This window comes from Frigoribacterium sp. CFBP 13707 (assembly GCF_014842245.1).
Taxonomy (GTDB): domain Bacteria; phylum Actinomycetota; class Actinomycetes; order Actinomycetales; family Microbacteriaceae; genus Frigoribacterium; species Frigoribacterium endophyticum.
On record NZ_JACYVL010000002.1, the window covers coordinates 673957 to 689398 of the forward strand.

At 72.9% G+C, this 15442-nt stretch carries 13 protein-coding genes and 1 tRNA gene; 13 read left to right on the forward strand and 1 reads right to left on the reverse strand.

Features of this window, described 5'->3' with window-relative positions:
- Window positions 1-249: 249 nt before the first annotated feature.
- From IFT45_RS06850 to IFT45_RS06860, 3 genes are read left to right on the forward strand one after another with little or no spacing between them, the layout of a single operon-like run.
- Window positions 250-1206 (forward strand): hypothetical protein, encoded by a 957-nt coding sequence (locus IFT45_RS06850; RefSeq protein ID WP_192045622.1) that lies wholly within the window; start codon window positions 250-252, stop codon window positions 1204-1206.
- On the forward strand, window positions 1203-1916 hold the full coding sequence (locus tag IFT45_RS06855) for a DsbA family protein (RefSeq protein WP_371810893.1): 714 nt from the start codon (window positions 1203-1205) through the stop codon (window positions 1914-1916). The genes IFT45_RS06850 and IFT45_RS06855 overlap by 4 nt, the downstream gene beginning before the upstream one ends.
- A complete protein-coding gene (locus IFT45_RS06860; protein ID WP_192127333.1) occupies window positions 1913-2077 on the forward strand; it encodes a hypothetical protein in 165 nt (54 codons plus the stop codon). Before IFT45_RS06855 ends, IFT45_RS06860 begins: the two co-directional genes overlap by 4 nt.
- A gap of 81 nt (window positions 2078-2158) precedes the next feature.
- Here the strand turns inward: IFT45_RS06860 and IFT45_RS06865 are convergent, their stop codons facing one another.
- A complete protein-coding gene (locus tag IFT45_RS06865) occupies window positions 2159-2719 on the reverse strand; it encodes an aminoacyl-tRNA deacylase (RefSeq protein WP_192127335.1) in 561 nt (186 codons plus the stop codon).
- Window positions 2720-2734: 15 nt separating this feature from the next.
- On the opposite strand from IFT45_RS06865, the gene dusB reads away from it, so the two are divergent.
- The 10 genes from dusB to IFT45_RS06915 all read left to right on the forward strand — a co-directional run bounded on the left by dusB (window position 2735) and on the right by IFT45_RS06915 (window position 15281).
- Window positions 2735-3892: a tRNA dihydrouridine synthase DusB gene (gene dusB / locus IFT45_RS06870; RefSeq protein ID WP_056054265.1), complete on the forward strand. Its 1158-nt coding sequence runs from the start codon at window positions 2735-2737 to the stop codon at window positions 3890-3892.
- A 107-nt stretch (window positions 3893-3999) separates the two neighbouring features.
- Complete coding sequence (locus IFT45_RS06875; RefSeq protein ID WP_056054268.1) at window positions 4000-5271, forward strand: deoxyguanosinetriphosphate triphosphohydrolase; 1272 nt, start codon at window positions 4000-4002, stop codon at window positions 5269-5271.
- An 82-nt stretch (window positions 5272-5353) separates the two neighbouring features.
- Window positions 5354-7261: a DNA primase gene (gene dnaG / locus IFT45_RS06880; protein ID WP_192127337.1), complete on the forward strand. Its 1908-nt coding sequence runs from the start codon at window positions 5354-5356 to the stop codon at window positions 7259-7261.
- Between the two features lie 223 nt (window positions 7262-7484).
- Entirely contained in the window at window positions 7485-9116 is a 1632-nt protein-coding gene (locus tag IFT45_RS06885; protein WP_056054273.1) for an ABC transporter substrate-binding protein, read from the forward strand.
- Between the two features lie 141 nt (window positions 9117-9257).
- On the forward strand, window positions 9258-10349 hold the full coding sequence (locus tag IFT45_RS06890; protein ID WP_156369972.1) for an ABC transporter permease: 1092 nt from the start codon (window positions 9258-9260) through the stop codon (window positions 10347-10349).
- A gap of 1 nt (window position 10350) precedes the next feature.
- A complete protein-coding gene (locus IFT45_RS06895) occupies window positions 10351-11361 on the forward strand; it encodes an ABC transporter permease (RefSeq protein WP_192127339.1) in 1011 nt (336 codons plus the stop codon).
- On the forward strand, window positions 11358-13118 hold the full coding sequence (locus IFT45_RS06900; RefSeq protein WP_192045626.1) for an ABC transporter ATP-binding protein: 1761 nt from the start codon (window positions 11358-11360) through the stop codon (window positions 13116-13118). The genes IFT45_RS06895 and IFT45_RS06900 overlap by 4 nt, the downstream gene beginning before the upstream one ends.
- Window positions 13119-13156: 38 nt before the next feature.
- A complete protein-coding gene (locus IFT45_RS06905) occupies window positions 13157-14053 on the forward strand; it encodes an ATP-binding cassette domain-containing protein (protein WP_371810894.1) in 897 nt (298 codons plus the stop codon).
- On the forward strand, window positions 14050-15063 hold the full coding sequence (locus IFT45_RS06910; RefSeq protein ID WP_185232379.1) for a D-isomer specific 2-hydroxyacid dehydrogenase family protein: 1014 nt from the start codon (window positions 14050-14052) through the stop codon (window positions 15061-15063). Before IFT45_RS06905 ends, IFT45_RS06910 begins: the two co-directional genes overlap by 4 nt.
- Before the next feature lie 145 nt (window positions 15064-15208).
- Window positions 15209-15281 (forward strand) — tRNA-Asn (locus IFT45_RS06915).
- The last annotated feature ends 161 nt before the right edge of the window (window positions 15282-15442 follow it).

Here is a 15442-nt window from a genome sequence, read left to right on the forward strand (position 1 = left end):
CGGCGAGAGAGAGGGGGAGGCGCGGGAGCGCGTGCGGGGGAGGCTCGGGGAGCGCGTGCGGGGACGGGAGGCGCGGGGAGCGCGAGAGGGGGAGGCGCGGGCGCGCGTGCGGGGGAGGCGCGGGGAGCGCGTGAGGGACGGGAGGCGCGGTGCGGGACGCGTCCTCCCCAGCGGCCGCAGGGGGTTCCCTGTCCACGGGAGGGCAGGCGCTGTCGGGACCCTGCCCTCGCGGAGCGCCAGGATCGGCCCATGACGACGATCCGAGAGCTGGTGCACGACGCCGGGGGACTCCTGCACAAGCGCGACCTGGTCGCGCACGGCGCGTCCGACCGACACCTCACCGCTGCCGTCCGCCACGGGGGAGTGCTGCGGCCCCGCCGGGGGTGGTACTCGACGTGGAGTCCGACCGATCCGCGCTTCGTCGCCGTCGGCGTCGGGGGCCGCCTCGCGGGGGCGTCCGCGCTGGCCCTGCAGGGAGCCTGGGCCTGGCGGCCACCGTCGCAGGTCGTCGTCTCCGTGCCCCGCACGGCGTCACGGCTCCGCCGCCGGCCGGGCACGAGGGTGGTGTGGGACGGTCCGGCCGTGTCGGCCCGCGGCACGACGGCCGTCGTCCACGTGCACGACGCCCTGGCGCGAGCCGTGGTCGAGGCCGACTCGTTCGAGGACGCCGTCGCCCTCGCCGACTGGGCCCGACGGGCCGCAGTGGTCGACCGGGTCGACGTCGAGCCCGTGCTCGGAGCTCACCGGAGCGACGCGGCGGGCCTGGCGGCCTGGAGCGACGACGGCGCCCAGAGCATCCTCGAGAGCGTGGCGGGCACCCGCCTCCGCCTCCGTGGTCGCCGGGTGGCTCGGCAGGTGGTCGTGGGCCCCCTGGGGGAGGCGGTCGACCTGACCGTCGACGGGCTCGTCGGTCTCGAGACGGACGGCCGAGAGCACCACGAGGGCCGGTTCGAGCGCGACAGGTGGAAGGACGGCCTGACAGCCCGGGCCGGGTACCTGCCGCTCCGGGCGAGCTTCCTCGCCGTGCGCCACCGGTGGGCCGAGACCGAGGCCGCCGTCGACGCGATGATCAGCACCGCCGGCGGTCCTGCCCCCGGCCGACGGCCCGGGCCGGGGCTCCCGCGGCTCCTGGCTGCTCGGGGCGGGCGGTCCTGGAGGCTGTCCCGGGAATGCCGGGGGCGTGGCCGGACTTGGCTCCAGGCGTGACCGACTCGACCCCCGCCTCCACCGTCCCCTCTCCCCGCGACCCCGTCGTCGTCGACGTGTGGAGCGACATCGCCTGCCCGTGGTGCTTCATCGGCAAGCGCAAGTTCGAGGCCGCGGTCGAGAGGTTCGAGGGCGACGTCACCGTCGAGTACCACTCGTTCGAGCTCTCGCCCGACACCCCGGTGGACTTCGAGGGCGACGAGATCGACTTCCTGTCGAAGCACAAGGGCATGCCGGCCGACCAGGTGCGGGGCATGCTCGACAACGTTGCCGGGATCGCGGCCGAGGTCGGGCTCGCCTACGACTTCGACGCCCTGAAGCACACCAACACCGTCAAGGCGCACCAGCTGCTGCACTTCGCGAAGGCCCGGGGTCGCCAGCTCGACATGAAGGAGCGCCTCCTCTCGGCCTACTTCGAGGAGGGGCGGCACGTCGGCCGGGTGCAGGACCTCGCCGACCTCGCCGCCGAGATCGGGCTCGACCGCGACGAGGTCGTGGCGGCCCTCGAGTCGGACGCCCACCTCGCCGACGTCCGGGACGACCAGCGGCAGGCCCAGGCGTACGGCATCTCGGGGGTGCCCTTCTTCGTCCTCGAGGGCAAGTACGGCATCAGCGGCGCCCAGGCGCCGGAGAACTTCCTCGGGGCGCTGCAGCAGGTCGTCGCCGAGCGCGTCGCCGCAGCAGCCCCTGCCGTCGGGGCCGACCGATGAACGCGGCCTTCACGATGCTGGGCGACGCCGACGCGCTCGCCTGCGAAGGGGAATCGTGCCTCCTGCCGGCCGTCGTCGCCGACGTGCACGCGGCCACCGCGAGCGGCCAGGCACCCGCCCGGGCCGTCGTCGAGGCTCTCGACGAGGGCCGTCAGATCTGACGCGACGTCCGTCGTGCCCGACGACGACGACGGCGTCCACCGCCGTCGTCGTCGTCCACCTCGCGACGGCGAGGAACGAGCTCAGTCGCTGATGTCCGCCACGGTCGCCGAGAGGCCCGCGACGAGCGCGTCGGCGTCGACGAGGGCGCTCCGGCCGTGGACACCGGCCCCGAGGGCGACGCGCAGCCCCAGGATCCGCTCGTCGGCGAAGACCGGCCACGCGGTCGAGCTGCCCAGCGGGGTGATGGTGCCGCGTTCGTAGCCGGTGGCCTCGAAGGCCACCTCGGCCGAGGGCATCGACAGCTTGTTGACGCCGACCACGGAACGCAGCTTGCTCCACGAGATCTGTCGGTCTCCCGGCACGAGCGCGAAGAGGAACGTCCCGTCGTGCCGCTTCACGACGAGGCTCTTCACCACCGACGATGCGTCGAGTCCGAGCAGGGCCGCGGCCTCCTCGAGGCTCTCCGCGGCGGGCCGCTCGACGACCTCGACGGCGAGGCCCAGCCGGTCGGCCGCGACCGACACCCGGTCGGCGCCGGGAGCTGCGGGGGAGCCCCCGTCGCCCCGTCCCTCCCCGACTCCCCGCTCCTCCGACTCGTCCACACCCGCTGCCGACCCGACTGTCGCGCCCTCGTCGCTCATGGGAGAATCGTACCGATGTCCACCACCACCCTTCCTTCCCCCGGCCTCTCGATCGGACCGATCGACGTGGCCTCGCCCGTCGTCCTCGCCCCGATGGCCGGCATCACGAACACCGCCTACCGCCGCCTCTGCCGCGAGTACGGCGCCGGTCTCTACGTGAGCGAGATGATCACGAGCCGTGCGCTGGTCGAGCGCACCCCCGAGTCGATGCGCCTCATCCAGCACCACGAGAGCGAGACCCTCCGCAGCATCCAGCTCTACGGGGTCGAGCCCAACACCGTCGCCGAGGCGGTCACCATGCTCGTGGCGGAGGACCGCGCCGACCACATCGACCTCAACTTCGGCTGCCCGGTGGCGAAGGTGACGCGTCGGGGCGGGGGAGCAGCCCTCCCCTGGAAGCTCGGCCTGTTCCGCGAGATCGTCGAGCGGGCCGTGCGCGCCGCCGGTGACGTCCCGGTCACGGTGAAGATGCGGAAGGGCATCGACGCCGACCACCTGACCTACCTCGAGGCCGGCCGAGCGGCCGAGGGCGCGGGCGTCGCGAGCATCGCGCTCCACGCGCGCACCGCCTCCGAGTTCTACTCCGGCACGGCCGACTGGTCGGCCATCGCCACCCTGAAGGAGACCATCAGCAGCGTGCCCGTGCTGGGCAACGGCGACATCTGGTCCGCGGCGGACGCCCTGCGCATGGTCGACGAGACCGGCTGCGACGGCGTCGTCGTCGGCCGGGGGTGCCTCGGGCGACCGTGGCTCTTCGGCGACCTCGCGGCGGCCTTCCGCGGCGAGGACGCCAAGGCCGAGCCCACGCTCGGCGAGGTCGCCGCCGCCTTCCGGCGTCACGCCGAGCTGCTCGTCGAGTTCTACGACGGCGACGAGCCGCACGCGTGCCGCGACATCCGCAAGCACGTCGCCTGGTACTTCAAGGGGTACCCCGTCGGCGGCGAGACCCGTGCCAGCCTGGCGGCGGTCGAGTCCCTGCAGCAGATGGACGACCTGCTGTCGACCCTCGACGGCTCGCAGGAGTACCCGGGCGAGGCCGCCGAGGGCCCCCGGGGCCGCGCCGGCAGCCCGAAGCGCCCGTCCCTTCCCGACCGCTGGCTCGAGAGCCGCGAGCTCGACGTCGCCTTCAAGGCCGAGCTGGCCGCGGCCGAGCTGCACCACAGCGGCGGCTGAGGCGTGTCGATCCGCGTCGCCCCGCACCTGCCGGCCCGCACCCGTCCCGTCGTGCCCGCCCGCGACTCCGCCCGCCTTCCTGCCTGCCCCGAACCGAGAGGTGACCGGTGACCGCTGCGTCCCCGCACGCCGTGAGCGTCGCCTACGACCCCGCCGACTCCGAGCGGTGGCTGCCCGAGCAGCACTCGAACCGACGCAGCGACTTCGCCCGAGACCGCGCTCGGCTGCTGCACTCGAGCGCGCTCCGTCGCCTCGCGGCCAAGACGCAGGTGCTGAGCCCCACCGCGGGCCTCGACTTCGCGCGCAACCGGCTCACGCACTCGCTCGAGGTCGCGCAGGTCGGCCGGGAGCTCGCGACGAGCCTCGGCCTCGACCCCGACGTCGTCGACACGGCGTGCCTGGCCCACGACCTCGGGCACCCGCCCTTCGGCCACAACGGCGAGCGGGCCCTCAACGAGTGGTCGCGCGACATCGGCGGCTTCGAGGGCAACGCGCAGACGCTGCGCCTGCTCACGCGCATCGAGCCCAAGGTCATCGACGCGACCGGTCGCAGCTTCGGCCTCAACCTGACGCGGGCCAGCCTCGACGCCAGCTGCAAGTACCCGTGGCCGGCCGCGCAGGGCGTGCCCGACCCCGGTGGTCGCATGAAGTTCGGCTTCTACGACGATGACACGGCCGCGTTCGAGTGGCTGCGCGCCGGGGCACCTCGCCGCCGTCGCTGCATCGAGGCCCAGGTGATGGACCTCTCCGACGACATCGCCTACTCGGTGCACGACTTCGAGGACGCCGTGGTCAACGGCTACGTCGACGTCTCGAGCCTCGGCTCGCTCGACGGCCACGACGACCTCGTGACGGCCATGCACGCCTGGGTCGGCGGCGAGCTCAGCCGTGACGAGCTGGTGGAGGCGTTCGAGCGGCTGCGCCGCCAGCCCTTCTGGCTGCGGTCGTACGACGGGGGCCGGCTCGACCAGGCCCGGCTGAAGAACCTCACCAGCCAGCTCATCGGCCGCTTCGCGGGGTCGGCCACGCAGTCGACCCGGGAGTCGTACGCGGAGGAGTCGCTCATCCGGTTCCGCGCGAGCATGGTCATCTCGCCCGACGTCATCGGCGAGATCGCGGTGCTCAAGGGGATCACCGCGGCGTTCGTGATGACCCAGGGTGCACGCCAGCCCATCTACGAGCGTCAGCGCGAGGTGCTGACGACCCTCGCCGAGTCCCTCTGGCAGCGGGGCGACTCCGAGCTCGACGCGGGCTTCGCGGCCGACTGGGCCAGCGCCTCCGACGACGCCGCCCGCCGCCGCGTGGTCGTCGACCAGGTCGCGTCGCTGACCGACCAGAGCGCCATGGCCTGGCACGACCGCCTCGTCGGCTCCCGGTGACGCGCCCGAGCGACACCGCACCCGTGCACACGGGCCTCCGGGGCACAGCTCCCGTGTCGGCCCCCCGACCTAGGATCGACCCGTGGCAGGGCTGATCAAGCGGGACGACATCGACGAGGTGCGCTCGCGCACCAACATCGCCGACGTCGTCGGCGACCACGTCACGCTCAAGGGCGCCGGCGTCGGCAGCCTCAAGGGCCTCTGCCCGTTCCACGACGAGCGCAGCCCGAGCTTCCACGTGCGGCCGCAGGTCGGCCGGTACCACTGCTTCGGCTGCGGCGAGGACGGCGACGTCTACAGCTTCGTCATGAAGATGGACCACACCACCTTCCAGGAGGCGGTGGAGCGCCTCGCCGGCCGCATCGGCTTCGCCCTGCACTACGAGGACGGCGGCCAGGCGAGCGACCACGGCAACCGGGCGCGTCTCCTGGCGGCCAACGAGGCGGCTCGCGAGTTCTTCGTCGAGCACCTCACGGCGGCCGACGCCGACCCGGCCCGACGCTTCCTCGGCGAGAGGGGCTTCGACCCGGCAGCCGCCGAGCGCTTCGGGGTCGGCTTCGCGCCGAAGTCGTTCGACGCCCTCCGCTCGCACCTCAAGGGCCTGCGCTTCACCGACGAGGAGCTCGTGACGGCGGGCCTGCTCAGCCAGGGCGACCGCAGCCCCTACGACAGGTTCCGGGGCCGTCTGCTCTGGCCGATCCGCGACGTCACCGGCTCGACGATCGGCTTCGGCGCGCGCCGCCTGCTCGACGACGACAAGGGCCCGAAGTACCTCAACACGCCCGAGACGCCCGTCTACCACAAGTCGCAGGTGCTCTACGGGCTCGACCTCGCCCGACGCGACATCGCCAAGGGCAAGCAGGTCGTCATCGTCGAGGGCTACACCGACGTCATGGCGTGCCACCTCGCGGGCGTCACGACGGCCGTCGCCACCTGCGGCACGTCGTTCGGCGTCGACCACATCAAGCTGCTGCGCCCGATGCTCGGCGACGTCGGCGGGGCCGACACGTCGACGGCCGGTGAGGTCGTCTTCACCTTCGACCCCGACGAGGCCGGACAGCGGGCCGCCTCCCGGGCCTTCGCCGAAGAGAGCCGCTTCTCGGCACAGACCTTCGTGGCCGTCGCGCCCGACGGGCTCGACCCGTGCGACCTGCGGCTCAACCGCGGCGACGACGCGGTCCGCCGCCTCGTCGACACGAAGCGGCCGATGTTCGAGTTCATGATCCGCCGCGTGCTCGACGCCCACGACCTGGAGACGGTGGAGGGGCGGGTCGCCGCCCTGCGCGCCGCGGCTCCCGTCGTGGCCGGCATCCGCGACCGGTCGATGACCCAGGGCTACGTCCGCTCGCTCGCGGGCTGGCTGGGGCTCGACCCGGGGGAGGTCGCGACCAGCGTCGAGGAGGCGCGCCGCGCCTCCGGTGCCGTGGCCGCCCTCGAGCGGGCCCAGCCGAAGAGCGTCTCCGACGGGCGGCAGTCCATCACCAGCCTGCCGCCGCTGCCCGAGGAGCCCGCGGGGCCCAGCCTGATGACGCTGCCCGGCGACCTGACCACCCGTCTCGAGCGGGACGCGCTGATGGCGATCCTGCAGCAGCCGGCCGCCATCGGCCTCGAGCTGATCCAGCGGGCGACGCGGGCGACGCTCGCGACCGCGTCGTTCGACGTGGTCAAGGACGCCGTCGCGGTCAGCCTCGACAGCTTCGGCGACCCGCGGTGGCTCGACGTGGTGCTCGACCAGACACCCGAGTACTACGCGGGCCTCGCGAAGGAGCTCGCCGTCGCGCCGCTGCCGGAGCGGGAGGGCCGGGAGATCACCACCTACTGCCGCGGCATCGTCTCCTCGCTGGTCGAGCGTGACCTGCTCCGGCAGAAGGCGGACCTGATGGGGCAGTTCCAGCGCACCGACGTCAAGGTCGAGCCCGAGCGGCATCGTGAGCTGCAGCGTCGGCTCGTCGAGGTCGAGGCGGAGCGGCGCGCCGTCCGCGCCGAGTAGCACGACGGCCCGCGATCGCGACGGCACCGCCCTGGAAGCGCATACACGAGCCGCCGCGACGACCAGACCACGTGGCAAGGTTCGTTGCCGTCTTGTTAACGATCCGGCCTGGGCTACGACCCGAGGCCGGGCGTGTGTTACCAATGAGCACTCCCAGAAACGGCCGCACCTCACAGCAGCGGTGTCGGGAGCCCCTCGTACCCAGAGAAAGAGGCAACCGGATATGACAACGTCCGACATCAGGCTCGGCCGTCGCGTCCTCGCGATCACCGGTGGCGTCGCCGCCACCGCCCTCGTCCTCGCCGGCTGCGCGTCCGGAGGCGGCGACGCCGCCGACGACGCGCTGAACGGCATCAGCGTCGGCACCACCGACGTCATCACCTCGCTCGACCCGGCCGGTTCGTACGACAACGGCTCGTTCGCCGTGCAGAACCAGGTCTTCGGCTTCCTGATGAACTCGCCGTACGGCAGCCCCGACGTCGAGCCCGACCTCGCGGCCTCCGCCGAGTTCACCGACCCGACGACCTACACGGTCACCCTCAAGGACGGCCTGACCTTCGCGAACGGCAACGCGCTCACCTCGAGCGACGTCAAGTTCACGTTCGACCGCCAGCTCGCCATCGCCGACGACAACGGCCCCTCGTCGCTGCTCGCGAACCTCGACAGCACCGACGCGCCCGACGACACGACCGTCGTCTTCCACCTCAAGGGCGCCGACCAGACCTGGCCGCAGATCCTCTCGAGCCCCGCCGGCCCCATCGTCGACGAGGACGTCTTCTCGGCCACGAGCCTGACCGCCCCGGCCGACATCGTCTCGGGCGACGCCTTCTCGGGCCAGTACTCGATCACCGACTACAAGGAGAACGAGGCGATCCAGTACGAGGCCAACGACTCGTACGACGGCGTCCTCGGCGCTCCGAAGGCCTCCTCGATCACGGCCACGTACTACACCAAGGAGACCGACCTCAAGCTCGCCGTGCAGGAGGGCGACGTCGACGTCGCCAACCGCAGCCTCAGCCCGACCGACCTCGCCGACCTGGCGAAGGACGACTCGCTGACGGTGCACAACGGCCCCGGCGGCGAGATCCGCTACATGGTCTTCAACCTGAACACCCAGCCCTTCGGCGCCACGCAGCCCGACGCCGACCCGGCCAAGGCCCTGGCCGTCCGCCAGGCCGTCGCCGACAGCGTCGACCGCGCGGCCCTCGCCAAGGACGTCTACAACGACACCTACACGCCCCTCTACTCGGTCGTCCCCGACGGCCTGACCGGCGCGACCGAGCCCCTCAAGGAGCTCTACGGCGACGGTGAGGGCGGAGCCGACGTGGCGAAGGCCACCGAGGCCCTCTCGGCCGCCGGCGTCTCGACGCCCGTGTCGATCGACCTGCAGTACAGCCCCGACCACTACGGCGCCTCGAGCGACGAGGAGTACGCGCTGATCAAGACGCAGCTCGAGGCCACCGGCCTCTTCACCGTCAACCTGCAGTCGACCCTCTGGGACACCTACTCGAGCGAGCGCCGCGAGGATGCCTACCCCGTGTACCAGCTGGGCTGGTTCCCCGACTTCTCGGACGCCGACAACTACCTGTCGCCGTTCTTCGTGAAGGACAACTTCGTCGGCAACCACTACGACGACGCCGAGGTGCAGGGCCTGCTCACGCAGGAGATCGCCGAGTCCGACGAGACCGCCCGCACGGCGCTCATCGGCCAGATCCAGGACGCGGTCGCCGCCGACCTGCCGACGCTGCCGCTGCTCCAGGGCACGCAGGTCGTCGTCTCGGCCTCCGACATCCAGGGAGTCGACGACACGCTCGACGCGTCGTTCAAGTTCCGCTACGGCGCCCTGAGCCGCTGACGGCCGCACCGCTGACCCGCCACGAGCGGGTCGGCACCGACCGAGACACCGCGTGACGCGGAGGGGGTGTCCCGCCCACGGGCGGGACGCCCCCTTCCCGCGTCCGCTCCGCACCACCACGAAAGGCACAGTGACGTGACAGTGCTCACCGGGAGCGCTACAGCTCCCGCGACGCCCCCGACGACCACCGAGAAGAGGCGGAAGTCCGCCGGCGGCGGCCTCGGCCGCTACCTCGTGGTCAGGGCCCTCCTGATCATCCCGACCGTCTTCATCCTGGTCACCCTGGTCTTCTTCCTGATGCGGGTCGTCGGGAACCCGATCACCGCCTCCGTCGGGGGCCGCCTCACCGAGGCGCAGCTGCAGGAGCGTCTGCACGCCGCGGGCTACGACCGGCCGATCATCGTCCAGTACCTCGAGTACCTGGGCCAGATCGTCCGCCTCGACTTCGGCACGACCGCGACCGACAACCGCCAGATCAGCGAGGTCATCGTCACGTACGGCGCGGCCACGGTCGAGCTCGTCTTCTACGCCCTGATCGTCGCCCTCGTCATCGGCATCCCGCTCGGCATGCTCGCCGCCTACGTGCGCGACCGCTGGCCGGACGCCGTGCTGCGCATCCTCGCGATCCTCGCCTACGCGACCCCCGTCTTCTTCGCGGGCCTGCTGCTCAAGCTCGTCTTCTCGGTCTGGCTGGGCTGGCTGCCGCTCAGCGGCCGCGCCGACACGAGGGTGGGCATCGCCCTGGGGCGGATCGAGAACCCCACCGGCATCTACATCATCGACGCCCTCCGCATCGGCAACGCCACCATCACGACGAACGTGCTGAGCCACGCCGTGCTGCCCGCCCTGACCCTCGGCCTCCTCACGGCCGGCATCTTCCTGCGCCTGGTGCGCACGAACGTCATCGGCACCCTCGGCTCCGAGTACGTCGACGCCGCCCGCTCGCGCGGGGTCTCGGAGTTCCGCCTCGTCCGCAAGCACGCGCTGAAGCCCGCCCTCATCCCGATCATCACCGTCATGGGCCTGCAGATCGCCATGCTGCTCGGCGGCTCGGTGCTGACCGAGACGACCTTCGGCTGGCGCGGCCTCGGCTTCGAGCTGCAGCAGTACCTGTCGGCGCGCGACTTCGTCGCCGTGCAGGGCATCGTGGCCGTGCTGGCGGTGATCGTCGCCGTGACCAACTTCGTCGTCGACGTGATCGCGGCTCTCATCGACCCGCGAGTGAGGTACTGACATGTCCACCGTCCCCACCGCCGTCCTCGCCGACCGCCGCGAGCCGCTCTGGAAGCGCCTCCCGGTCGTCTCGCACCTCCGCCGCTCGGTCGGGCTCCAGCGCGGCATGCTCGTCGCGGGCCTCGTGCTCTGCGTCGTCTTCATCGTCCTGGCCCTCTTCGCCCCCCTCATCGCGCCCTACGGCTTCGGCCAGCTGAGCGACGCCGACGGCAACTTCGCCCGTCAGGCCGCCCCCTCCGCCATGCACCTCTGGGGCACGACGGTGGGCGGCTACGACGTCTTCAGCCGGGTCGTCTGGGGCACCCGGACGGCGATCGCCGTGATCGTCGTCGCCGTGGTCCTCTCGATCACGATCGGCGTCGTGCTCGGCCTCGTCTCGGGCTACCTCGGCGGCTGGCTCGACCGCGTGCTCGTGGTCGTCGCCGACGCCGTCTACGCCTTCCCGTCGCTGCTGCTCGCCATCGTCATCTCGATCGTCATCAGCGGGGGGCAGTCGAGCCTGGGGGGCGGCATCCTCTCCGCCGGCATCTCGATCACGGTGGTCTACGTGCCGCAGTACTTCCGCGTGGTCCGCGCCGAGGCCGTCCGCCTCAAGGCCGAGGCCTTCGTCGAGTCGGCGAAGGTCGTCGGCAGCAGCACCCCGCGCATCATGTTCCGGCACGTGCTGCGGAACGCCACGCGGAGCCTGCCGCTCATCCTCACCCTGAACGCCTCCGAGGCGATCCTCACCCTGGCCGCCCTCGGGTTCCTCGGCTTCGGCATCGGCCCGACCTCGGCCGCGGAGTGGGGCTACGACCTCAACCGGGCGCTCAGCGACACGGCGAGCGGCATCTGGTGGACGGGCGTGTTCCCGGGCTCGGCGATCGTGCTGATGGTGCTCGGCATCACCCTCGTGGGCGAGAGCCTCAACGACCTGGCCGACCCGCGCCTCCGGACGCGTCGTCGTGCGGGGCGCAAGAAGACGACGGCCGCGGCGCAGGCCCCGGCCGAGACGACGGAGGTCCCCGCATGAGCGACGACACCAGCACCACGGCCGGCGGCACGACGAGCGCGGGAGGCGCGGTGGCGGTCCGCCACGCCTCGCACGACCTGCCTCGCGACCAGCGCGACGTCGCGGTCGGCATCACCGACCTGCGCGTCACGTTCGCGACCGACGGCGGCGACGTGCCGGCCGTCCAGGGCGTGACCCTCGACGTCCGCGCCGGCGAGGTCCTCGCGATCGTGGGGGAGTCGGGGAGCGGCAAATCCGTGACGGCCAAGACGATCCTGGGGCTGCTGCCCGAGACCGCGACCGCGAGCGGCGCCGTGGTGCTGAGCGGGAGTGACGTGCTCTCGGTCGGCGCCGGCAAGGTGCGCGAGCTGCGCGGCACCGAGGTCGCCATGGTCTTCCAGGAGCCCTCGACCGCGCTCAACCCCGTCTACACGGTGGGCTGGCAGATCGCCGAGGGCATCCGGGCCCACGGCAAGGTCAGCCGGAAGGACGCGAAGGCCCGCGCCGTCGACATCCTGCGCCGCGTGGGCATCCCCGACCCGGAGACGCGGGTCGACCACTACCCCCACCAGTTCTCGGGCGGGCAGAAGCAGCGCGTCGTCATCGCGATGGCGCTCGTGCTGAACCCGTCGGTCATCGTCGCCGACGAGCCGACCACCGCCCTCGACGTGACGGTGCAGGCCGAGATCCTCGACCTGCTGCGCGACCTGCGCGACGAGTTCGGCACGGCCATCGTGCTCATCACCCACAACATGGGCGTCGTCGCCGACCTGGCCGACCGCGTCGCGGTGATGTACCTCGGCCGCGTCGTCGAGCAGGCGTCCGCCACGGACCTCTTCGCGGCGCCGCAGGACGACTACACGAAGCGCCTGCTGGCCTCCGTGCCCAAGCTGGAGGCGCGGGGCGCGCAGGTGCAGGCGGCGGAGGCCGACCGCGAGGTCGTCGTGCGCGCCACGGGGCTCGAGATCGAGTACCCGGGCCGCTTCGGCCGCAGCGGCTTCCGTGCCGTCAAGGGCGTCGACTTCTCCATCGCGAAGGGGGAGGTGCTGGGCCTCGTCGGCGAGAGCGGCTCGGGCAAGACGACCATCGGCCGGGCCATCGCCGGGTTGACCAAGGTCACCGGCGGGTCGCTCGAGGTGCTGGGCGTCGAGATGAACGGCGTGCACGAGCGGGACTTCAAGCCCCGCCGCGCCGACATCGGCTTCGTCTTCCAGGACCCGGCCTCCAGCTTCAACCCCCTGCTGACGATCGCCGAGTGCGTCGCCGAGCCCCTGGTGGTGCACGGTCGTGCCCCGCACGCCCGCGCGGCGCGGAAGCGCGTCGACGAGCTGCTCGAGGCCGTGCAGCTGCCCCGGGCGTTCGGCGACCGGTACCCGCACGAGCTCAGCGGCGGCCAGCGCCAGCGTGCGAGCCTGGCCCGGTCGCTCGCCCTCGAGCCGACCCTGCTGATCGCCGACGAGCCGACCAGCGCGCTCGACGTGTCGGTCCAGGCGCGGGTGCTCGAGCTGTTCCGCGAGCTGCAGTCCGACCTCGGGTTCGCCGCCCTGTTCATCAGCCACGACCTCGCCGTCGTCAACATGCTCGCCGACCGCATCGGCGTGCTCTACCACGGCGACATGGTCGAGATGGGGCCGAACGACCAGGTGCTCGGCGCCCCCGAGCACCTGTACACGCAGCGGCTGCTGGCCTCGCTGCCCGTGCCCGACCCGGCCGAGCAGGCGGCGAGGCGGCAGCACCTCGCCGAGCTCGACCGCGTGGCGGCCGAGGGCGCGGCCTGACCGTGGCGGGGCTCGACCTCGACCTGTCGCGACCGGTCGTGACCGACGACCTCTCGCTCGAGTACCCGGCGCGTGCCGGCAGCCCCGCCCTGCGCGCGGTCGACGGCGTCACGCTCTCGGTGGCCCCCGGCGAGATCGTCGCGGTGCTCGGCGAGAGCGGCTCGGGCAAGTCCACCCTGGCCCTCGCCCTGGCCGGCCTCGTCGGGCGCGGCCGGGCGCCCGAGGGGCGGCCCCGCATCGTCGGCGGCGCCGCCCGCGTCTTCGGGCAGGACCTCCTGCGGGCGTCGCCGCGGCGTCGCGACCGGCTCACGGCCGTGGTCGGCTACCTCGCGCAGGACGACGGCGAGGCGCTCAGCCCCGACCTCACCGTGGGGGAGGCCATCGCCGAGCCGATCTACCTCCGCGACAAGCGGTTCGACCGACGGGAGGCCGGTCGTCTGACGTCGACGCTCGTCGACGCGGTGCACCTGCCGCTCAGCGTCATGCTCAAGCAGACGTGGGAGCTCAGCTCGGGCCAGCGGCAGCGCGTGGCGCTCGCTCGGTCGCTCGTGCTCGAGCCGAGCCTGCTCGTCGCCGACGAGCCCGCCCGCGGGGTCGACGTGCTGGTGCGGCAGGCCGTGCTCGACGTGATCAAGAACCTGCACGAGGACCGCCAGTTCTCGGCCGTCGTCGTCACCTCGTCGGTGGCCGAGGCGCGCGCCGTGACCGACCGCGTCGCGGTGATGCGCGGGGGCCGTCTCGTGGGCCACGGCCAGATCGACGAGGTGCTGCGTGACGGGGTCGACCCGTACGTGAAGGTGCTCGCGCAGACGTCGCCGATCGACGTCATCCGACGGGGGTCGAGCGGCGCGGTCGGCTCGGCCGGCCCGCTCGGCGAGGCCGAGGGCGACGCCGACGGCGATGCCGGGCAGATCGCCGGGGGAGACCCGCGATGACCGGGGGCGCTGACGTTCCGGTCGCCCGCGGGCACCGCTCCACCGACGTGGTCGCCGCCCTGCCCGCCGACCGCCGACCCCGCCCGGGCGCCGTCACCGTCGCGCCGCGGGAGTCCCCGGTCTTCGTGGCCGCCGTCGAGGAGGCCGGGGGCACGCTCGTCCCGCTCGGCCCCGACACGCGCGGCCTGATCTGGCTGTCGTACCGTGACGTCGCCGGCCTCGACGCGGCACTCGCCGCCCATCCCGGCATCGAGTGGGTCCAGCTGCCCTGGGCCGGCGTCGACGCCTTCTCCGACGTGCTGGCCCGGCACGCCGACGCCCCCCGGCCCCTCTGGACGAGCGCGAAGGGCGCGTACTCCGAGCCGGTCGCCGAGCACGCCCTGATGCTCGTCCTCTCGCTTCTCCGGGTCGTGCCCTCGCGCGTCCAGGCCACCTCGTGGCAGACCGAGCAGCGCGGCGTCTCGCTGTACGGCCGACGGGTCGTCGTCGTGGGCGCCGGAGGGATCGCGCGCGAGCTGCTGCGGCTGCTCGCGCCCTTCGAGTGCCGCGTGACGGTGGTCCGCCGGTCGGCCGAGCCCGTGGCGGGCGCCGAGCGCACGGTCACCGTCGAGCAGCTCGACGAGGTGCTCCCCGACGCCGACGTCGTCGTGCTCGCGGCGGCCTCGACCGCCGAGACGGCGCGCCTCGTCGACGCCCGGCGGCTCGCGCTGCTCCCTCCGCGGGCCGTCCTGGTCAACGTCGCGCGCGGTGACCTCGTCGACACGGAGGCGCTGGTCGCCGCCCTGGACGACGAGCGTCTCTGGGGCGCCGGCCTCGACGTGACGTCGCCCGAGCCCCTGCCCGACGGGCACCCGCTCTGGGGCCACCCCCGGGCGATCGTGACGCCGCACCAGGCCGACACCCCCGAGATGACGGCGCCGCTGCTCGCGGGCCGCATCCGCCACAACGTGCGCGCCCTGGCCGGCGACGGCGACTTCGCGGGGGTCGTCGACCCGCGCGCCGGCTACTGAGGTCCGGTCCCACGGCCGCCCGCGGGCGGTGGGGGCAGGGGCCGCGGCGCGACGCGCCCGGCGCGCGCCCGGTGTTCATCCGGAGGTCAGATGTGCGCTACAGTTGGACCCGCTGTTGAGAACTCAGGTTCGCAGCAGTTGCCATTCCTCGATAGCTCAATTGGCAGAGCAGCCGGCTGTTAACCGGCAGGTTCTTGGTTCGAGTCCAAGTCGGGGAGCGAAGGCCCAGCGGCTCCACCCGCTGGGCCTTTTCACGTTCCTGGGGGAGCGACGGCCCAGCGGCTCCACCCGCTGGGCCTTCCCACGTTCTGGGGGAGCGACGGCCCAGCGGCTCCGCCCGCTGGGTCTCCTCACGTCCTCGGGGAGCGACGAGGCCCGA

Coding starts and splice junctions, on each gene's coding strand:
- IFT45_RS06895 (WP_192127339.1), top strand. CDS start 10,351: ATGTCCACCGTCCCCACCGCCGTCCTCGCCGACCGCCGCGAGCCGCTC.
- IFT45_RS06850 (WP_192045622.1), top strand. CDS start 250: ATGACGACGATCCGAGAGCTGGTGCACGACGCCGGGGGACTCCTGCAC.
- dusB (WP_056054265.1), top strand. CDS start 2,735: ATGTCCACCACCACCCTTCCTTCCCCCGGCCTCTCGATCGGACCGATC.
- IFT45_RS06860 (WP_192127333.1), top strand. CDS start 1,913: ATGAACGCGGCCTTCACGATGCTGGGCGACGCCGACGCGCTCGCCTGC.
- IFT45_RS06910 (WP_185232379.1), top strand. CDS start 14,050: ATGACCGGGGGCGCTGACGTTCCGGTCGCCCGCGGGCACCGCTCCACC.
- IFT45_RS06865 (WP_192127335.1), bottom strand. CDS start 2,719: ATGAGCGACGAGGGCGCGACAGTCGGGTCGGCAGCGGGTGTGGACGAG.
- IFT45_RS06900 (WP_192045626.1), top strand. CDS start 11,358: ATGAGCGACGACACCAGCACCACGGCCGGCGGCACGACGAGCGCGGGA.
- IFT45_RS06885 (WP_056054273.1), top strand. CDS start 7,485: ATGACAACGTCCGACATCAGGCTCGGCCGTCGCGTCCTCGCGATCACC.